Source organism: Acinetobacter sp. AHP123, from assembly GCF_023757925.1.
Classification (GTDB): Bacteria; Pseudomonadota; Gammaproteobacteria; order Pseudomonadales; family Moraxellaceae; genus Acinetobacter; species Acinetobacter oleivorans.
On sequence record NZ_CP092454.1, the window covers coordinates 1,198,554 to 1,218,199 of the forward strand.

The following is a 19,646-nucleotide window of genomic DNA, read 5'->3' on the forward strand; positions in this document are numbered from 1 at the left end:
CCCCCATTTAGTCGGCAATAGAGTATTGATAAAATTCCGTGAGGAGCACCGCCAAAAATGGCTAAACGTGATTATTATGAGGTTTTAGGCGTTTCAAAAACCGCAAGTGATGATGAGATCAAAAAAGCCTACCGTAAATTGGCGATGAAATATCATCCTGATAGAAACCCTGACAATGCCGAAGCTGAAGAGAAATTTAAAGAAGCTGCTGAAGCTTATGAAGTTTTATCGGACAGCGAAAAGCGTAGCATGTACGATCGCATGGGTCATAATGCGTTCGAAGGCGGCTTTGGCGGCGGTGGTGGTGGCTTTGGTGGATTTAGTGCCGAAGACATTTTCAGCCAGTTCGGTGATATCTTCGGTGGTGCATTCGGTGGTGGTGGGCGTCAACAGCGTCAACGTCGCGGATCAGATCTACGCTATGTAATGGAACTTACCCTTGAAGAAGCTGTAAAAGGGGTGAAGAAAACCATTACCTTTACTGCTCCAGCACCTTGTGATGTGTGTGATGGTAAAGGTTCAAAAAATCCAAAAGATGTTGAAACCTGTAAAACTTGTCATGGTTCAGGACAAGTACGTATGCAGCAAGGTTTCTTCTCTGTACAACAAACATGTGGTACGTGTCGTGGCCAAGGTAAAATTATTAAAAACCCTTGTCAGGCATGTCATGGTTCAGGTGTTGCTGATCGCCAGCAAACGTTGGAAGTTACAATTCCAGCGGGTGTAGATAATGGTGACCGCGTTCGTTTGAGTGGCAAAGGCGAAGCAATTCGTGATGGCCAATCAGGTGATTTGTACGTTGAAGTCGTTGTTCGTGAACACGAAATTTTCCAACGCGATGGTGCCGATCTTTATATGGACGTACCAGTGAGCATTGCTGATGCTGCACTTGGTAAAGAAATTGAAATTCCAACTTTGGAAGGTCGCGTTAGTTTGAAGATTCCTGAGGGAACTCAAACAGGTAAATTATTCCGTTTACGTGGTAAGGGCGTTCGTCCAGTACGTAGCAGCATGGTGGGTGATTTACTCTGCCGTATTGTGGTAGAAACACCGGTCAACTTAAATTCTCGTCAACGTGAATTACTTAAAGAGTTGCAAGCTTCTTTTGATGGCGAAGACAGTGCTTCTTCACCGAAGAAAAAATCATTCTTTGATCGTTTGTTCGATTAATGCTTGATTAGATAAGAAATTAAAAAGAAGGCGGATATTGATAAAATATCCGCCTTTTTATTGCGCTGATTCATCTTATTATTTTTATTCTGCTTAAAAGAAAATTACGTCTGCTTACTCTGTAGGATGAGCAACATCAATATCATTAACACTTACGGTCGGTTCGCTAGAAGCAAGAGTAGGAGCATTTTCGATTACTGTTGCGGCTACTGCGTCTGCCTGTACAGCTACTTTTGGCGCCTCTGCTGTTGTTTCGCCAATAATCGGGTCAATATCTTCAACTTTAACGTCAGTGTTGGCATCAGTTGCTACAGTTTGAGCTGTAGGTGTTGCTGTTTGAGTACTTACGTTAGTTGTAATACGTGCTTTAGATAAGCTTTCTAAGGTGTCTCCTGGCTGGATTGCAGGCTCTGCAAACGCCACTGAACTCATAATCCCCATCATCACTGTAAAGCCAATAATTCTCGAATGCATGCTGAACTCCTTATAGTCATCTTTTTTTCATTCGTGGCCCGTAGTGTGCAGATCAATTCTTTAACTTTTGTGAAAACAGATTAAATTTCAGTTCATCTCAAAAAATAATTTTTACTTTTTATTGTGAGCAAAGAGTTTTGATATAGTAGACAAATTACGTAAAACAGAAGATTGGGAAGGATTATGTCAGCAGCTCCACGCATTGGTATTTTAGGTGCAGGCGGTCGTATGGGCCGTACGCTTATTCAAGCAGTTCAACAAGCAGGCTATCAATTAGCTGCTGCGGTAGAGCGTCCGGAAAGTAGTTTGGTGGGCACTGACGCTGGTGAGCTTGCTGGTATTGGTTCAGTGGGTGTGAAGGTTTCAGGAAGCTTGGTCGATGTTCTGAAAGATTGCGATGTAATCATTGATTTTACTGCACCAGTTGCAACTGCTCAGCATTTGAAGCTTTGCCGTGAAGCTGGGGTTGCCATGGTTATTGGTACAACAGGTATGTCAGATGAGCAAAAAGCTGAATTAGACGAAGTTGCCACTCATACACCTGTAGTTTACGCAGCGAACTATTCAGTAGGCGTAAATGTATCAATCAAGTTACTTGAGCTTGCAGCAAAAGTATTTGGCGATACAGTAGATATTGAAGTGATTGAAGCTCACCACCGTCATAAAGTAGATGCGCCATCAGGTACAGCGTTAATGATGGGTGAAGCAATTGCAGATACTTTAGGCCGTAACCTAAAAGAAGTTGCTGTTTATGGCCGTGAAGGGCACACAGGTCCGCGTGACCGTCAAACGATTGGTTTTGAAACCATTCGTGGGGGCGATATTGTTGGTGAGCACACTGTGATGTTTATTGGTGAAGGTGAGCGTGTTGAAGTGACTCATAAAGCAACGAATCGTATGAACTTTGCTGCTGGTGCAGTGCGAGCTGCTGCATGGGTTGTGGGCCGTGAAGCGCGTAAATATGACATGAAAGATGTTTTAGGATTGAACGACGTACAGGTTTAAAACCCTGTCCGTATTCCATGTGTAGCGAGAAAAACAAGATAGAGCAGAACATGAATAAAAAACAAATTGCCTTGACCACTATTCTTTGCTTAAGCAGCCTCTGGACGGGGGCTGCTTCAACGGAAAAAGCTAAACTCAGCTTAGACCGTAATAATATTAAAGTCTGGACCTATCAAAAGACTGATAATCCAGTCTTTCAATATAAGGCTGAAACGACTTTTGATGTGCCACTTGAACGCGCTGTTGCTGTGATTTTAGATGTAAATCGTGCTGATCAGTGGGTGCCTTATATGGGCAAGGTTCAGATGTTGTCTCAAGATGAGAAAAAGGGTGAATTCACACTCTATATGCTGTTAGATTTTCCTTTTCCTTTAAAAGATCGCGATGTGGTCGTGAAAGGGAAAATGAGTAAAGCAGCCAATGGCTTAATTACCATTAAGAATACGGCGATTAATAGTAATTATCCGATACAACCTGATGTCGTGCGTTTAACACGCTATGAAGGGGACTGGACCTTCCAGAAACTTGCAAATAACAAAGTTAAAGTAACCACAAGTGGTTATGCTGACCCAGCCGGTGCGATTCCGCTGAGCTTCGTAAATATGTTTGTTCAACAGCAACCTTATCAGATGTTGCTGAAAATGAAGCGGGAAGTGACTAACCCGATTTATGAACAACCGAAATTACCAGATATTTTAAAATAAATAGCTTAAAAAAAAGCGCCTGAGATCAGGCGCTTTTTTTATTAATCTGAACACTGCTGTAATGCTTGGGCGGGACTATTCTCGCGTTTGATTTGGAATAAAACCAATAACAAACCTAACCCTGCTAGCAATGCACCAGCAAATGATACTGCGCTATAACCCCAACCTAAATCGAGTACTAACGCACCTGCTGCTGCTCCAACTGCGTTACCTAAGTTAAAGGCACCGATATTTACTGAAGAGGCAAGGCCTGGTGCTTCGTGAGCGACAGACATTACACGCATTTGTAATGGTGGAACTAAAGCAAAAGTTGCAGCACCCCAGATCACTAGTGCAATGGCTGCTCCAATCTGGCTTTGTGCAAGGATTGGGAAAGTCACCATCATTACAATTAACAGAACCAAGAAACCAATCAGAGTTTTGTTAATAGACAAATCTGCAAAGCGACCGCCTAAATGGTTACCAACCGAGAAACCGACACCAATCAACATGAGCATAAACGTAATGAAAGTCGGAGAAGCATGTGTAAACTCAGTCAAACTTGGCGCAATATAGGTATAGAGCGTAAACATTGCACCCGCACCAAGCACGGTGGTGAGTAGAGCAAGTATTACTGGAGTGCGCGTTAACACTTTCAACTCAGCTTTCACATTCGGTTTTTGGGCAACCATACCTTGTGGTAATGCTTTCCATAAAGCGAGCATGGTAATCACACCAAGCAATGAAATCGCAAGGAAGGACATACGCCAGCCAATGTTTTGCCCAACCCATGTTGCCAACGGTACACCACCAATATTGGCAATAGTTAAGCCCATAAACATGGTGGCTACAGCACTGGCCTGTTTATGTGCGGGAACAATGCTTGCCGCTACAACAGAGCCAATCCCGAAGAAAGCACCGTGGTTTAAGCTTGTGATGAGACGTGCACCTAATAAGCTCATATAGCTTGGTGAAAACGCCGCGATCAGGTTACCTACCGTAAAGATCGCCATCAGGAAGATAAGCGCATTACGTCGTGCAAAACCACCAAACCACAGGGTCATGAACGGGGCACCTAGCATGACGCCAAGTGCATAGCCCGTAATTAACATTCCGGCCGTTGGAATTGAAATGCCTAAATCATTAGCGATATTCGGCAACAGTCCCATTGGTGAGAATTCCGTGGTGCCAATGGCAAAGGCACCAATTGCCAATGCCAATAACGAGAACGCCGTATTTGATTGAGTGTTCATGAGTTTAGTCCCAAACTGGTGCCCATGGCTCTGGGCTAACTTCACGACTGTTACGATCAAGTTCGGCAATCATTTGCATTTCAGCTGAAGTTAACTCGATATCCTGTGCTTTTAAGTTGCTAATCAGGTTTTCACGTTTAGTCGAAGATGGAATAACTGCAAAACCACGTTGCAATGCCCATGCAAGTGCAATTTGCGCTGTCGTTGCTTTATGAGCTGCTGCAATTTCAGCTAAAACAGGATCTTGAAGCACTTTACCGTACGCAAGCGTCATATATGAAGTGACATCAATATTCTTCTCTTGTAAGAAATTTACAAGTTTATGGTTTTGAAGATAAGGGCTTAACTCAATCTGGTTGGTTGCAATATTTTCAGCACCAATTGTATCAATCGCTTGTTGAGTAAGCTCAATATTGAAGTTTGAAATACCAATTTGTTTAGTAAGACCTTGTTCTTTCGCTTCAAGTAAAAGCTTCATGATTTCAGGAATCGAAACGCCTAAATCTGGTGCTGGCCAATGAATCAAAGTTAAATCGACATGGTCAGTACGAAGCTTTTCTAAGCTTTCTTTTAAGCTTGGAATAAACTTATCTTGAGCAAAATTATCTACCCAGATTTTCGTGGTTAGAAATAAGTCCTGACGTGATACACCGCTTTCGGCAATGGCTTGACCAATCGCTGCTTCATTGTCATAAATTTGAGCAGTATCAATTACACGGTAACCTACGTCTAAAGCAGTTTTCACAGAATCAATGACTGCTTGTTCTTTAAGACGGAAAGTACCTAGACCAAAACGTGGAATATTCATGTGTTTACCTAAATTTGAATAATCATTTAACTTGATGTGCATTTTGCTTTTTTTATTGTTGCGAAAAAATAGATGAATAAGCAAAATATCTTTGATCATTAGTCAATAATGGAATAAGACATGAAATCAACAATTGAAGAACTCGTCGCGTTTATCGCAATCGTTGATACGGGTTCTTTTGTTGCGGCAGCAGAGCATTTAAAACAAACACCTTCGGGAGTTAGTCGATCTTTAACACGCTTGGAAGCAAAGTTAGATGTGACTTTGTTAGAGCGAACGACACGTAAATTGAAACTCACTCAAGAAGGGCAACAATTTTTGGTAAAGGCCCGTAAAATCTTAAATGAACTAAATGCGGCTGAAGAAGAACTACAAAAATCTGATCAGGGTACTGCGGGACTCATTCGTATTGATTCAGCAACGCCGTTTGTTTTACACGTGATTGCCCCATTAATGCATAAGTTTCGTGAGTGTTATCCAAATATTGAAATTGAGTTAAATAGTAATGATCAGGTGATTGATCTATTGCAGCATAAAACCGATGTGGCATTTCGGTTTGGGGAGCTTAATGATTCGAGTCTGCATGCCAAACTGGTGTGTAAAAGTCGCTTATTTATTGTTGCGAGCCCAGAATATCTAGCGATTAAAGGCACACCAACACAGCCTGAACAACTCGAACAGCATGATCTGATTGGTTTTACCAGACCTGCCTATATTAATAGCTGGCCGATTAAAATCGGCGATGAATATTTTTTTGCACAAGCAAATATTAAAGCTTCTAGTGGTGAAACGGTACGCCAACTCACGATTAGAGGCCATGGTATTGCACGACTATCTGAATTTGAAATTTGGAAAGATATTCAAGAAGGACGCTTGATTGCATTATTCGAAGACCAAATTGAACATCAATATCAAAGCATCCATGCTGTGTATTATCAACAAGAGCATCTACCAAAACGAATCCGTTTATTCATTGAGTTTTTGGCAGAACAGTTAAAAGATGGTTTTAAAAGCGCTCTCTAAAAGTAGCATAGCCATCAGTTGGAAAATGAACTTCTAAAATTGGAGTGATTTGTCCCTCTGATGAATGCTGGGCCAGAAAATAGCTTTTTTGCTGTTGTCGGCAACTAAAATATAATTTGGAATAAGTTGAATTCACCATCACAACTTCATTAGAGCTATTACGCTTATATTGATAATGAGAAATCGTACTAGACTCATCATCAGTGCGCTGCTCCATTTTATAGTCTTGTTGATTGGTCATTTTTAAATAACCTTCAATCAGGCTTTGGCAAACAGTATGTCTGTACTGCTCGTTTTGTGGCTCAGTTTGGCAACCAGCTAAAGCAATAGTAAATAACAATATAGCTTTTAATTTCATGACTTTGCTACTCTTTGAGTTGATTTCTATAGCGTAAAGGTGTTCTATAAACCAGTACAGATACAGAAATTTTTAAAAAAGCAGCACAGAATGACTTTCCAATATCAGGTTCTTGCCAATCAATTAGCACATCGAATTTATCAAGATGAGCTTAAGCCTCATCAGAAGCTGATTTCTTTACGAGATTTCGCTCGTCAGCACAGTATTAGCTTAAGCACAGCAAAAAGTTGCTATGAATTGCTTGAGGCGAGGGGACTGATTTATGTAAAGCCGAAATCAGGTTATTTTGTGGTTGCTCGTACTCAATCTAGTCCTATTCCGGATAGCCCAGATTTTTTGTCTTTACCTCGGCAAGTCTCAAATTTAGAGTTGCATAACCAAATTCAAGAAGCAGCCTTACAAAGCCATCTCGTACCGTTGGGTTCGATTCAGTTGACGCCACATTTTATTCCGGTAGAGGGTTTACGTCGTTCTATTCAACGGGCTTTAAAAAATTGCCAGCCACAAGATTTTCTCTATTGTAATAAACAAGGACATGAGCAATTAAGAAAAGCGCTTTCTGATCATTGGCGCGAAGACGGCATCTTCATTGCAACGGAAGATATTTTTATTACCAATGGTTGCATCCCCGCTTTGTCGTTAGTCATTCAGCATCTAACAGAAGTAGGGGATAGTATTTTGATTCCGACACCTACTTTTAATGGGCAACTACAGCTTTTAGCAAGTTTAAAACGACAGATTATTGAAATTCCAGCGCATCATCGTGGTATTGATCTTGAACGTTTAGAATCATTGATGGAGCAGGGTTTGGCGAAGGTTTGCCTGATGACAGCCAACTATCAAAATCCTTTAGGATATTGTTTAAGTAATGCGGAAAAACAAAAGATTGCTGAATTAGCTGCAAAGTATCAGTGCTTTATTATTGAAGACGATATTTTTGGTGAATGCGGTTACAGCAATGAACGCCCGCTACCGATTCGCTATTGGGACCGCGAAGGCTATGTCATTTGGTGTGGATCGGTTTCTAAGTCGCTGTCGAGTGCATATCGGGTAGGGTGGTTCTGTTTAAGCTCAAAGCTACAGCATTTAAAACTAGAGCTACTGGCAAGTAATATTGGCGTAAATACACCGCTACAATTAGGCTTAGCTGATTTTATTTATAGTCGCGGTTATCGAGAGCATTTAGAGCAGCTACGACCAAATCTAATGCGACAGGTCGAGCAATATCGCAGTTGTATTTTAAGAGCCTTTGACGGCCTTCCCATTGCGTTAAGTCAGCCAGAAGGGGGCTACGCACTTTGGATACAATTACCTAAGGAGGTAGATACCTTAGCGCTGTATTACACTGCTAAAGCTGAAGGAATTACTGTGGTACCGGGCCATGTTTTTGGTGAGGATGAACGATATCGACATTTCATTCGTCTAAATGCGGGGCATGAATTAACAGCAGACGTCCGCCAAGCAATTAGTGACTTGGCGGACTGGTCACGACAACAGATGAAAACCTTAAGTTAGTTTTATTCTGCGAAGTCTGCTTTCAACACAATGCGGTAGCGTGCCTGACCTGAGTGTAAACGTTCAATTGCCTCATTAAGCTGTGACATTGGAAATAGCTCAATTTGAGGCGCAATTTTTTTGCGTGCAGCAAACTTCAAAAGTTGACGTAGTGCAGCTGGTGAACCCGTCGGTGAACCTGTCACTGACTTAGCACCACTAATAAGTGAACCTACAGAAACAGGAACAGGCTCAAGCGTAAGGCCTAAGAAATGTAAGGTTCCGTTTGGTGCCAGTGTTGCAATAAAAGCAGGCCAATTTAGAGTCACATTCACGGTACTTAGCAATAAATCGAATTTCCCTTTTTGAGCTTTTACCGCCTCTGTATCGCGGCTATTCACTACATGGTCAGCTCCCATTGCTTTAAGTTCCTCTGTTTTATCAGGGTTGGAACTAAATGCAGTGATCTCACAGCCCCAAGCTTTGAGTAGCTTAATGGCGATATGCCCTAAGCCACCAATGCCAATCACACCGACGTGATGTGTTGCTTGAATTTTATGTTTAAGCAGTGGGTCAAAAACGGTAATTCCGCCACAAAGTAAAGGACCGGCACTTTCAGCGTCTAAATCTTCAGGGAGGGGAATAGCCCACTGCCAGCCTGCACGGACTTTATCGGCAAAACCACCAGCATGCCCCACGATTGTTGCAACACTTCCGCCTGTACAAAGTACTTGCTGACCACCAATACATTCATCGCAGGCTTGGCAACTTTCAGCAGTCCAGCCAATGCCGACACGTTGCCCGATTTGTAGACCTTTGGCTTCTGAACCCAAAGCAACAATTCGTCCAATAATTTCATGGCCCGCAACCACAGGGTACACAGTTGAACGCCATTCATTGTTCAAAACAGAAATATCAGAATGACATAAACCACAGTATTCAACTTTTACCTCAACCTGATGCGGTTGTAATTCACCTGCATCAAATTGGTAGGGAACCAGTTTCTCACCTGCTTGCATTGCGGCATAAGCCTGAATCGTATTATTGCTCATCGGAAACTCCTTAAGCGGATTTGAACCGTTCGAGTGGGTTATGAAGCTTTAAATTGACAATCGTTTTCATGATCATCGACCATGCCTACTGCTTGCATAAAAGCATAACAGGTGGTTGGGCCGACAAATTTGAAGCCATTCTTTTTAAGAGTCTTGGAAAGTTTTACGCTGAGTTCAGTTTGTGCAGGGGCCTTACGATAATCTACAACATCATTATGTTGAGGAGCTGAATCTACAAACTGCCAAAGCCATTTAGGAACGTCACCGACTTGTGCTTTGAGCGCTTGCCAAGCAATTGCATTATCACGAATGGCTTTGAGTTTGCCTAAGTGGCGAATTAAGCCTGCATCGGATAATTTTAGTTCTAAAAAATCATCTGTGAATGAAGCAATTTCTGCAATCGGATGATTAAAAAAGTGCTGACGGTAGCTTTCTCTTTTTTTCAGTACGGTAATCCAAGATAAACCAGCTTGCTGGCCTTCAAGACAGAGCATTTCAAATAAACGTGCTTCGTCATGTTCCGGTTTGCCCCATTCTTCATCATGGTAGGCAATATAGAGTGGATCGTCGGAACACCATCCGCAACGTTGAGTTTTCATGATAATGCTCCTTATATTTATCTTAGAATTTTAAAGTTTAAACAGCACCCATTCATTTGGGCGAGTATCCCAATAATACAGTTCAGCTTGATTTAAGTCTTCAAACTTTAGCCAAAAGTCTTTACCAACTTTATCTGAAAAACCGGTACTGATTAGCAGGGCATCATCGCTGATTTCCATGATCCAGCCTTGATAGCTATTGCCATTTAAAATGATCTTTTGCTGGTTGCCAGACTCGGCAAACTCTACTAAGCGATTGATCAGCGCTTCCGACATAAAATGTTCCTAGCGTAAATATGAATAAGGATTAACAGCACCACGTCCTTTACCATCTAGGTAAAGACCATAATGAAGATGAGGTGAAGTATAACGTGCATTGCCCGTATTGCCGACATAGCCTATTAGATCGCCTTTTTTGACATAGTCACCAACATTTAAGCCACGTTTGTGGTCATCAAGGTGGGCATAATAATGCCATGTTCCAGCTGGACCTAAAATCCAGATGACTTTGCCACCTAAGTTGTTATTGCGAAGATCGGCAACGAGCCCTTCGGTTGCACTGTACACTTTGGTTCCACGTGGAGCCAAAATATCAATTCCTTCGTGACTACGACCTTGACTGCGAGCAGCTCCCCATGTGTCTTTTAACTCATCTCGATCGACACCTTTCACGGGTACGGGCAGTCGATTTGGAAGCTGCATACTTTTAAGTTTATTAACTTGAGCAGGTGGAAGTGGGGCAGGTTTTTTAGGTGCACTGGCACAGGCCGCCAATAGAATAATCAGAAAACCAAGTGAGAAATGAGAAACAAAACGTCGCACAAAATACTCCCTGTCACAGTCATATCAAAATTATTTTGCTCACTATGTCACGAACGGCTTGTCGAGATCAATTTTTTCATAGCTGTGGGTACACCTTTGGCAATAGCCTGTTCCGGACTTAACCATTGGCCTTCAAGTTCAATCGCCAGATGTTCTTTTTGATCAGGTTCCACGTGGAACATGTGGGCATTAAGTAACCATGTAAAGTGAGTAAAGCTATGACTGATCTGAAAAGTTTGCGGTTGAGGCTGTAATTTAAATTGCTGACTTAAACTCAGTCGTTCATGTTCATTTTCTAAAATAGGTAAGCAGAATAAACCACCCCATAGACCATGGGCTTGGCGTTGTTGCCAAAACCATTCATCTTCGCACTGGATAATAAGAACATCTGCGGTTCTAACAGGTGGTGTTTTTTTCGGTTTCTTAAAAGGTAATTCTTGTTCTAAACCTTGCTGATAAGCCTGACAATGAGCTTGCATTGGGCAATATAAACAAAGAGGCTTTTTGGGCGTACAAATGGTTGCACCCAAGTCCATAATCGCTTGCGTGTAGTCATGGTTACGATGTGTCGGGCAAAGCTCTTCAGCCAGCTTCCACATTTCACGTTCGTGCTGTGGTTTGCTTAAATCATCTTCAATGGCAAAGAAACGAGCTAAAACGCGTTTCACGTTGCCATCCATAATGACGCCGTACTGACGTAAACCCAAAGACATGAGTGCACCTGCGGTAGAGGGACCAATGCCGGGTAGTGCAATCCATTCTTCTAGTGTTTCAGGAAACTTGCCTTGCTGAGTGACAAGGCCAGCAGCTTTATGCAAATTGCGTGCACGAGCGTAATAGCCCAGACCCGCCCAATAAGGCGCTACTTCATCCCAAGTCGCATGACCTAACGTTTCTACCGTAGGAAAGCGCTCCATGAAGCGGTCAAAATATTGCAGAACCGTTTTCACCTGAGTCTGCTGCAACATAATTTCAGAAACCCAAACTTTGTACGGATCATCTGCAACTTGCCAAGGCAAATCGTGACGACCATGTTGATCGAACCAGTTTAAAAGGGCATCAGAAAAAGAAAATTCAGGCATGAACAGCTATAGAAGAGAAGTAAGGGCTAAATTATAGCTGAAATTTAGATGAAATTTTGTTTAAAGCAGGCGAACAGCGAGAGTATGTTAAAACAGAGATTACCTGATAATGAGTAACCTCTGCTTCATGTATAAAAAGGATTAATCCTTTTGTACACCCCAACGTTGGTCAAGTTTCAACGGTTGGTTTTTGTAGTACGGAATGACATGAATGTGGAAATGATCAGAATTTTGTCCGAACACTTCACCATCATTGAAACCGATATGGAAACCATCTGGTTGATGGCGAAGCTGTGTTTCGTGGCGAGCAATTTCAAGAAGTGTAAGCAAGCCTTGATGTTCTTTAGAAGTGATATCAAAAAAAGAACGAACATGGCGTAGTGGCGTTACCACACAGTGGCCTTTAGATAGCGGATTAGAATCAGGTAAAATTACAGCAAATTCATTCTTATCAATGATGTCATATTCATCAAATTCGCAATACGGACATTTCTTGTCAGTCATTGTTGTATCCTCTCATGTTATTCCATTAAACCCCGAGTGCGGGAAATAAGACTAGGCTTTGCTCTAGCTCAACGGGAGTATAGTTATTGAAGTATGGTTTAAAAAATACAGTAAAAATATTGCAAAGTCATAAACATTTAAGGGAGCAAATGCGAAAAAACATTTGCTCCAAATTGGCTTCTTTTATTTTAAAGTACGATCTAACAACGCGTACATTTTAGCAAGGCCCTGTTTTTCCGCTTCGCTATTGTAGCCAAGGTCTACACCGTTCGCTTTAGCTTTTTCATCTGCAAGCGGGTTACTAAAGCCATGTTTAGCACCTTCTAAAACCACTACTTCGTGTTTAACCTCAGCAGCTTGCATCTCTTTTTCAAAATTAGCAACATCTTCTAAGGTGACCATGCTGTCTAGTTCACCATGTAGTACTAAAACTTCACCCTGAATGCTGCCTTTTTGAGCAGGTGCTTTCGGAGCTAATGTAGCATGGAACGTTATAATTGATTTAAGTGGTGCACCTGAGCGAGCAAGGTCTAACACGACTTTGCCACCATAGCAGAAGCCAATTGCAGCAATTTTTTCACTGTTTACTTCTGGTTGGGCCGCTAGAGTTTGAAGCGCTGCATTGGCACGATCGGTAACCGTATCTAAATTTTCAAATGTCTGCATCATCCATTCATAGGCTTGAGCGGCAGTCGAAGTTACTTTTTTATCGCCATACATATCAATTGCAAGCGCAGCATAGCCATGTTCAGCAAGCTCGCGTGCACGTTGTTCAGTATATTCGTTACGACCCCACCACTCAGGACCAACAATTACACCCGCAACAGGTGTTTCACTATCTGGAGCCGCAAAGTAACCAATTAAATGGCTTCCATCTGGTGCAGTATATTGAATTTCACGGGTTTTAATTGCTGTACTCATAACCTTAATCCTGAAATTTAAAGAGATTTAAACACGCTTGATTAAAGCATAAAAAGATAAAAGTAATATAAATAACTGTGTAAGAATCTACATCAAAACAAAAGATAGAAATCTTCACGCAATAAAAAAGAAGGAAACCAGTTCCTTCTTTTTAAGTCATCATAATTAAGTTACGTTCTGCCTCGGGAAATGAACCCAATTACAGCGAGAATTACAGCCACAACTAATAAAATCACGGCAAAGTCTTTAGATAGTCCTGCAACACCACCAAACCCTAATAGACTGGCAATGAGTGCAATCACTGCAAAAATTATAGCCCAACGGAACATATGCTGTTCTCCTTATTTTTTCATTGTTGTTTAACTATATAGCTTGTTTTTTGCACCGAATGTGTCGTTTATGTGGTTGAAATGTATATTAAACAATCATTTTGTGATGCTAGGAATACAGCTTCTTTTTTCGTACAGACGACTTCAATGTTATACTTATTCACTGTTTCATCTCATCAGCTGCTAAAACATTATGTCTACCGAGACCTCACTTCGACCACTCTTCTGGAAAAACTATCCATTAGAGCAACTCACTCAAATTGAGTGGGAAGCTTTATGCGATGGGTGTGGTTTGTGCTGTTTGATCAAGCTTGAAGATGAAGATACCCATGAGGTGGCTTATACCAAAGTGGCCTGTAAGTTACTCGATTGTGATACAGGACGTTGTACCGATTATCCAAATCGTCAGCAGCAAGTGCCTGACTGTTTGCAATTAACCCCAGAGTCTTTAAAAACAATTCATTGGTTACCATCGAGCTGTGCCTATAAGCGCTTGAATGAAGGTAAAAATCTACCTTCTTGGCATTATTTAAATACAGGTTCGAGACAAAGCGTCGTTAAGGCGAAAAAGTCAGTTGCTGGACGTTGTCTTTCTGAAGTTGATGTCCATGAAGATGATCTTGAAGATTATGTCGTACGATGGGTGCGTTAATATGCTCGTGATGGGCATTTTTAATTACAACGTATTATAAAGTAACATTTTATCGTAAATTTTTTGCTCATCTCCGTTATATAACAATAAAAACAAAAGGAGATAAGAGTGATGAGACGATTAGCAACCCCCTTATTATGTAGTAGCTTTTTTTTGTTGATGGCTTGTGGGTCTAATAATACAAATTCAAAAAATCTTGAACAAAATACGTCTGCAAAAACAGAGCAGACTGCCTTAACCAAACAATCTTATCAAACTGAAATATTTGCCCAATTCAATGAACCTTGGGCTTTGACCAGCTTACCTGATCAGCGTTTATTAGTCACTGAACGGCAAGGTAAATTAAAAATTTTTAACCCTAAAAATAAACAAATCTTAGATGTACAAGGCATTCCAGCGGTTAATTATGGCGGACAGGGCGGTTTAGGAGATGTCATTTTGCATCCTGACTTTGCTAAGAATCATTGGGTTTATCTCAGCTACGCTACAAAAGGGCAAGGCGGATCTGGGGCAGTGATTTCGCGTGCGAAATTAGATTTATCTAACCCCAATCAGCCAAAACTTACCGATATAAAGCAGATTTGGCAGCAAGTACCTAAAGTTTCAGGACAAGGCCATTATGGACATCGCATGCTTTTTGGGGCAGACGGTAAGCTTTGGGTTAGTTCAGGTGAGAGACAAAAGTTTGACCCTGCTCAAAACATGAAAAGTAACTTGGGTAAAATCTTGCGTTTAAATGAGGATGGTTCGGCAGTTTTAGATAACCCTTTTTATAAGCAAGGTGGGGTCACTGCTGAAATATGGTCGCTTGGACACCGAAATCCATTAGGTATGGCTTTTGACCGCCAAGGACAGCTCTGGGTGGTGGAAATGGGGCCTAAAGGTGGTGATGAGCTTAATATCATCGTAAAAGGTGAAAATTATGGTTATCCAATCGTTTCAAATGGAGACCATTATTCGGGCCAACCTATTCCAGACCATCACACTCGTCCAGAATTTAAAGCACCAGAAATTGACTGGACTCCCGTAATCTCTCCGTCGAGCCTAATCATTTATCGAGGACAACAATTTCCTGCATGGAAAAATAAGGCGTTAATTGGTGGGCTATCTTCAGAAGCAATTATTGTGGTGGATTTAGAGCATAAACCCGTGAAAGAAGTGCAAAGATTAGATATGAAAAAACGTATTCGTGGATTACATGAAGCACAAGATGGCTCGATTTGGGTCATTGAAGACGGCTCAAATGCGCGTTTACTGAAGCTAAGTAAGAAACCCTCTTAATACGAACCAGCCTGTAAATAACGGAAGTGTCTCATAGATTCAAATTGTAGATTTCTGTGAGACACAATAGACTATAGTGAAAAGACGATAAAGCAATTTGAGATGTCAGACACCCATATTCCACTTCCTGAACGCCTGCGCCCGAGAGACTTGTCTGAAATTATTGGGCAAGATCATTTATTAGGTGAACAGGCGCCCTTACGTCAAATGATTGATCAGGGGCATTTGCCTTCTATTATTTTTTGGGGGCCACCAGGCGTTGGTAAAACAACAATTGCTCTGCTTTTGGCACAAGCAATAGATCGCCCATTTGTGAGCTTATCTGCGCTGAATACGGGCGTAAAAGAATTACGTGAAGTGATTGCAGAAAGTGGTGATTTACTGACACCTGTGGTTTTTATTGACGAAATTCACCGCTTTAATAAATCACAGCAAGATGCATTATTGGGTGCAGTTGAAAAAGGCAAAATTACCTTAATTGGCGCGACGACTGAAAACCCATCTTTTGAGGTGAATAGTGCGCTTTTATCTCGCTGTCAGGTCTATACCTTAAATAGTTTAGACAGTGAGGCAATTCAGACACTCCTTAATAATGCACTTCAAGCCGACAAATTCTTAAAGGAGCGTTATATTCATGTTGAAGAATATGATGCTCTCATTCAGTTTGCAGCGGGCGATGCTCGTAAAGCGCTTAATTTACTCGATCTGATCGCAAGTACCTTTGAGCCAGAAGTTGAAAACACGATTACCAATGCGGTAGTGGTGAAAGTCGCTCAGCAAAATATTGCGCGTTATGACAAATCGGGTGAGCAGCATTACGACCTCGTTTCTGCCTTTATTAAATCAATTCGTGGTAGTGATCCAGATGCAACCCTGTATTGGATGGCACGTATGCTCAAAGGCGGAGAAGATCCGGTTTTTATTGCAAGACGTATGCTGATTGCAGCCTCAGAAGACATTGGAAACTCTAACCCTAATGCGCTATTGCTAGCAGGAGAGTGTTTCCGCTCTGTACAAGCGGTGGGGATGCCTGAGGCTCGAATTATTTTGGGTCAAACTGCGGTTTATTTAGCAACGAGTGCAAAGAGTAATAGTACTTATTTAGCGATTAATAAGGCCTTAGAACTTGCTGAAAAAACGGCAAATTTACCTGTACCTTTGCATTTGAGAAACGCACCAACCAAGCTGATGAAGCAACAAGGCTATGGGATTAATTATCTCTATCCTCACGATTATCCTGAGCACTTTGTGTTGCAAGACTATTTGCCGCCAGAGTTAAAGGGAACCAAACTCTATGAATCTGCAAGAAACAAGCGTGAGGTTGAAGGTGAGCGCTTACAGCAACGCAGATGGCAGCAGGAACAATAGTTTATTTATGCTTCTGCTCTAGTTCTTCAGTCACTTGACCATAAATCAGTAGTGTAAATACACCTGTGCCGCCAATAATATTGCCAATAGTGGTGGGGACGAGGAAAGTAAACAGATAGTCATGAATAGAAGCCTCTCCTTGCCAGACGAGATAGGACATTTCTGTAGAACCTACCACTACATGGGTAAAGTCACCCAGTCCTATCAGATACGTCATGAAAAAGATGAGCAGGAACTTATTACTAACTGAGGGTAACATCCAGACCAAGGCAGCAATTAACAGCCCTGACATAATACCTTTGAGCATATTCTGGGTTGCAGAAAAGGAACCGACATGATGGGCGAGTTCATCCAGTGCTTTGTCAATATCTGGAGTAAACAGGTGAGTAGTTAAGAAAAATAAACTCGCCAACGCTGTCCCAATAATATTGCAGAGAATCACAATCCCCCATAAGCGGCCCACTGCTCGTAATTTATCGGAGGTAAAGGGTTTAAATAAGGGCACAACAGTGGTGATGGTATTCTCTGTAAAGAGTTGCATGTGACCCAAAATAGCGATCAGGAACCCAATGGTATAACCGATATTGGTGATTAAATCGGTCCAAACAGCATCAGTGGGGAGATAAGAAGCAATAATAGCTTTAAATACAAATGAAAAACTGATGACTAAACCCGCAGCAATCCCTGAAAAGATCAGTGCAGCCGTTGGACGATCCAGCTCTTCGGCACCATCACGGCGGATAATTTCATAGACCAAACGGGGTGACAGTTTTTCATGTTCTTCAACTGCCATTTTTTCACGCCAGCTTAAGGTTTTCTCGACCTTTTTTTCCTCTATTTCATGATCCATCAGGTTTACTCCTCACTGAATAAATAATTTATATTTCTTATTTTTATTTATTGATAAGGCAGTACTTGGGATAAATCCAGTCGATTCCTAACAGCTTTATGTGTCTTTTTATAAATTGAATGTGAAGTGGCAGCAGATTATCAGCAATAAGATTAAAGAAATGTATAAGCCCTTAATGTACGGATTAGTGCCATATAGTCACCTTGGGAGGCTTTAGAAATAACAGATTCGACTTCTGCCTGACTCCAGCCTTGTTTTAAGGCGGAATTGCTAAAGTTAGTTAATAAGACCAAAGGATTTTCACCAAAAAGGATTGGATGATTCGTTAATCTCTTTTCAAGCTTAGATATTTCCATAGCTTTACCCTAGTTTTGAAATTTAATTATTGTGAAGTGCTTAATGTTTTTTTAGATTTTAGTGCTTTGTTTTTAGATTGTGCAAGTCATAATTTAATTAAATATACAAATCTGTCTACTTTTTAATATCTCAAATAATTAAATATAAAAAAACCGGGCTAAAGCCCGGTTTTTCATGAAGTTTGAACGATTAGAGAGCAGATAAATCTACGCCTAAACGAGCAGCAACTTCTTCATAAGCTTCAACAACACCGCCTAAACCTTGACGGAAACGGTCTTTGTCGAGTTTCTTCTTAGAGTCTTTATCCCATAGACGGCAGCCGTCTGGAGAGAATTCATCACCAAGCACGATACGGTCATGGAAAACACCGAATTCAAGCTTGAAGTCCACCAAGATCATGTTGCCTTCAGCAAATAATGCTTTTAATACATCGTTTACTTGGTAAGTTAACACTTTCATTTGTTCTAATTGTTCAGCAGTCGCCCAACCTAAAGCAATTGCTTGAGATTCGTTAACCATTGGGTCGCCTAGACCGTCATCTTTATAGAACAATTCAAATGTAGGAGGAGTTAACTCTTTACCTTCTTCTACACCTAAGCGACGGCATAGAGAACCAGCTGCGTAGTTACGAATTACACATTCAACAGGAATCATTTGAAGTTTTTTAACAAGCACTTCAGTTGGAGAAAGCAATTTTTCAAAATGCGTTTCAATACCCGCAGCAGCAAGTTTTTCCATAATGAAGGCGTTAAAAAGGTTGTTCACCTTGCCTTTACGATCTAGTTGTTCGATTTTTTCGCCGTTGAACGCAGAGGCATCATCACGAAAGACTAAAATCAGATGGTCGGCATTGTCTGTTTCATATACAGATTTTGCTTTACCAGTATAGAGCAAGGTTTGTTTTAACATGAGGGAACCTTTTAAAAAAAATGCCTAGTAAACGACTAGGCTGGCCAATTTTGGTAAATCTGGTTTAACACTTCAGCAGCCACATCTGGGCTTGCAAAAGTGTTGTCTACATTAAATAGAGCAAGAGTATGACTTGAACCTACACCAGTAAGTTTAAGCACATAAGTATTGTCATTTACTTTAATCGTCGCCTGATTACTGCCTTGAGCGATGATGTTGTAATTTAAAGTACTTAATGTCGCTTTGGTGTATTGCCAGATCTCGGTCGTATTCCCATCAACTTTTAATAATGGGTTTTTATTACCGTCGGTCACAAGCTGAGGACGTCCAAGCGCGGTAGTCGTTTGAGCAGATGCATCTGCTGTTGCATTGTTACCTTGAGTTTGTTCAGGGCGTGGCAATGCAAAACGGTTACCACGCTGGTTTTCAAACTTCGGCGCGTGCTCGATAGCGAGCTGGTCAACAGTTGGTGCAGGATACAAAGGTGTCGCTGGTCGTACAGTTGCATCGGCAGGATACTCAAGCGGGGCAAGTTGCTTGGCATTTTTATAATCTAAAGAGTGATTATTAATTGCGAAGCGACCACAACCAGCTAAACTTAAGGCTGAAACTGCAAGGACTAAACCAAGACGTAATTGCATCATAAATTGCT

At 41.4% G+C, this 19,646-nt stretch carries 24 protein-coding genes; 8 read left to right on the forward strand and 16 right to left on the reverse strand.

All coding sequences use genetic code 11. From position 1 onward, the window contains the following. Positions 1–57: 57 nt before the first annotated feature. A complete protein-coding gene (dnaJ, locus tag MJX77_RS05685) occupies positions 58–1,170 on the forward strand; it encodes a molecular chaperone DnaJ (protein ID WP_002119101.1) in 1,113 nt (370 codons plus the stop codon). A 114-nt stretch (positions 1,171–1,284) separates the two neighbouring features. Here dnaJ and MJX77_RS05690 read toward each other — a convergent pair whose 3' ends face one another. After that, on the reverse strand, positions 1,285–1,644 hold the full coding sequence (locus MJX77_RS05690; RefSeq protein WP_151988803.1) for a hypothetical protein: 360 nt from the start codon (positions 1,642–1,644) through the stop codon (positions 1,285–1,287). Positions 1,645–1,827: 183 nt separating this feature from the next. Between MJX77_RS05690 and dapB the strand changes: the two genes are divergently transcribed. Then, a complete protein-coding gene (gene dapB / locus MJX77_RS05695) occupies positions 1,828–2,649 on the forward strand; it encodes a 4-hydroxy-tetrahydrodipicolinate reductase (protein WP_252060748.1) in 822 nt (273 codons plus the stop codon). 50 nt (positions 2,650–2,699) lie between these two features. Next, the gene (locus tag MJX77_RS05700; RefSeq protein ID WP_252060749.1) at positions 2,700–3,353 is read left to right on the forward strand and encodes an START domain-containing protein; all 654 of its coding nucleotides are present in this window, start codon (positions 2,700–2,702) and stop codon (positions 3,351–3,353) included. A gap of 41 nt (positions 3,354–3,394) precedes the next feature. On the opposite strand, the gene MJX77_RS05705 is transcribed toward MJX77_RS05700, so the two are convergent. Beyond that, entirely contained in the window at positions 3,395–4,585 is a 1,191-nt protein-coding gene (locus tag MJX77_RS05705; RefSeq protein WP_013196525.1) for an MFS transporter, read from the reverse strand. Between the two features lie 4 nt (positions 4,586–4,589). Beyond that, positions 4,590–5,393, reverse strand: coding sequence for a 2,5-didehydrogluconate reductase DkgB (dkgB, locus tag MJX77_RS05710; protein WP_151988800.1), 804 nt, complete (start codon positions 5,391–5,393; stop codon positions 4,590–4,592). A gap of 120 nt (positions 5,394–5,513) precedes the next feature. On the opposite strand from dkgB, the gene MJX77_RS05715 reads away from it, so the two are divergent. Continuing rightward, on the forward strand, positions 5,514–6,416 hold the full coding sequence (locus tag MJX77_RS05715) for a LysR family transcriptional regulator (protein WP_107880393.1): 903 nt from the start codon (positions 5,514–5,516) through the stop codon (positions 6,414–6,416). Here MJX77_RS05715 and MJX77_RS05720 read toward each other — a convergent pair. After that, complete coding sequence (locus tag MJX77_RS05720; RefSeq protein WP_252060750.1) at positions 6,400–6,774, reverse strand: hypothetical protein; 375 nt, start codon at positions 6,772–6,774, stop codon at positions 6,400–6,402. The two genes, MJX77_RS05715 and MJX77_RS05720, sit on opposite strands and share 17 nt — an antisense overlap. A 90-nt stretch (positions 6,775–6,864) precedes the next feature. Here MJX77_RS05720 and MJX77_RS05730 point away from each other — a divergent pair, with 90 nt between their 5' ends. After that, on the forward strand, positions 6,865–8,289 hold the full coding sequence (locus MJX77_RS05730; protein WP_252060751.1) for an aminotransferase-like domain-containing protein: 1,425 nt from the start codon (positions 6,865–6,867) through the stop codon (positions 8,287–8,289). A gap of 2 nt (positions 8,290–8,291) precedes the next feature. Here the strand turns inward: MJX77_RS05730 and ahr are convergent, their stop codons facing one another. The 8 genes from ahr to MJX77_RS05770 all read right to left on the reverse strand — a co-directional run bounded on the left by ahr (position 8,292) and on the right by MJX77_RS05770 (position 13,577). Then, positions 8,292–9,320, reverse strand: coding sequence for an NADPH-dependent aldehyde reductase Ahr (ahr, locus tag MJX77_RS05735; protein ID WP_252060752.1), 1,029 nt, complete (start codon positions 9,318–9,320; stop codon positions 8,292–8,294). Between the two features lie 38 nt (positions 9,321–9,358). Further along, a complete protein-coding gene (locus MJX77_RS05740; protein ID WP_252060753.1) occupies positions 9,359–9,919 on the reverse strand; it encodes a DNA-3-methyladenine glycosylase I in 561 nt (186 codons plus the stop codon). A gap of 30 nt (positions 9,920–9,949) precedes the next feature. Next, complete coding sequence (locus tag MJX77_RS05745) at positions 9,950–10,195, reverse strand: hypothetical protein (RefSeq protein ID WP_044099684.1); 246 nt, start codon at positions 10,193–10,195, stop codon at positions 9,950–9,952. 9 nt (positions 10,196–10,204) lie between these two features. Beyond that, on the reverse strand, positions 10,205–10,741 hold the full coding sequence (locus tag MJX77_RS05750; RefSeq protein ID WP_005300382.1) for a M23 family metallopeptidase: 537 nt from the start codon (positions 10,739–10,741) through the stop codon (positions 10,205–10,207). 47 nt (positions 10,742–10,788) lie between these two features. Then, the gene (mutY, locus tag MJX77_RS05755; RefSeq protein ID WP_192834029.1) at positions 10,789–11,823 is read right to left on the reverse strand and encodes an A/G-specific adenine glycosylase; all 1,035 of its coding nucleotides are present in this window, start codon (positions 11,821–11,823) and stop codon (positions 10,789–10,791) included. A gap of 141 nt (positions 11,824–11,964) precedes the next feature. Then, positions 11,965–12,327: an HIT family protein gene (locus MJX77_RS05760; RefSeq protein ID WP_005300389.1), complete on the reverse strand. Its 363-nt coding sequence runs from the start codon at positions 12,325–12,327 to the stop codon at positions 11,965–11,967. A 183-nt stretch (positions 12,328–12,510) separates the two neighbouring features. Then, a complete protein-coding gene (locus MJX77_RS05765) occupies positions 12,511–13,248 on the reverse strand; it encodes a dienelactone hydrolase family protein (protein ID WP_252060755.1) in 738 nt (245 codons plus the stop codon). Positions 13,249–13,418: 170 nt separating this feature from the next. Then, positions 13,419–13,577 (reverse strand): DUF1328 domain-containing protein, encoded by a 159-nt coding sequence (locus tag MJX77_RS05770; protein ID WP_002053759.1) that lies wholly within the window; start codon positions 13,575–13,577, stop codon positions 13,419–13,421. Between the two features lie 193 nt (positions 13,578–13,770). On the opposite strand from MJX77_RS05770, the gene MJX77_RS05775 reads away from it, so the two are divergent. The 3 genes from MJX77_RS05775 (at position 13,771) to MJX77_RS05785 (ending at position 16,878) form a co-directional block, all read left to right on the forward strand. Further along, a complete protein-coding gene (locus MJX77_RS05775) occupies positions 13,771–14,229 on the forward strand; it encodes a YcgN family cysteine cluster protein (protein ID WP_252060757.1) in 459 nt (152 codons plus the stop codon). A 108-nt stretch (positions 14,230–14,337) separates the two neighbouring features. Further along, a complete protein-coding gene (locus tag MJX77_RS05780; RefSeq protein WP_252060759.1) occupies positions 14,338–15,510 on the forward strand; it encodes a PQQ-dependent sugar dehydrogenase in 1,173 nt (390 codons plus the stop codon). Between the two features lie 102 nt (positions 15,511–15,612). Further along, positions 15,613–16,878, forward strand: coding sequence for a replication-associated recombination protein A (locus MJX77_RS05785; protein ID WP_151988793.1), 1,266 nt, complete (start codon positions 15,613–15,615; stop codon positions 16,876–16,878). A gap of 1 nt (position 16,879) precedes the next feature. Here the strand turns inward: MJX77_RS05785 and MJX77_RS05790 are convergent, their stop codons facing one another. The 4 genes from MJX77_RS05790 to MJX77_RS05805 all read right to left on the reverse strand — a co-directional run bounded on the left by MJX77_RS05790 (position 16,880) and on the right by MJX77_RS05805 (position 19,635). After that, a complete protein-coding gene (locus MJX77_RS05790; RefSeq protein ID WP_252060760.1) occupies positions 16,880–17,728 on the reverse strand; it encodes a formate/nitrite transporter family protein in 849 nt (282 codons plus the stop codon). A gap of 152 nt (positions 17,729–17,880) precedes the next feature. Continuing rightward, the gene (locus MJX77_RS05795) at positions 17,881–18,084 is read right to left on the reverse strand and encodes a hypothetical protein (protein ID WP_013196537.1); all 204 of its coding nucleotides are present in this window, start codon (positions 18,082–18,084) and stop codon (positions 17,881–17,883) included. A 190-nt stretch (positions 18,085–18,274) separates the two neighbouring features. Beyond that, entirely contained in the window at positions 18,275–18,994 is a 720-nt protein-coding gene (gene purC / locus MJX77_RS05800; protein WP_004790203.1) for a phosphoribosylaminoimidazolesuccinocarboxamide synthase, read from the reverse strand. Between the two features lie 35 nt (positions 18,995–19,029). Beyond that, on the reverse strand, positions 19,030–19,635 hold the full coding sequence (locus MJX77_RS05805; RefSeq protein WP_081399090.1) for a lipoprotein-34 precursor (NlpB): 606 nt from the start codon (positions 19,633–19,635) through the stop codon (positions 19,030–19,032). Positions 19,636–19,646 lie beyond the last annotated feature (11 nt).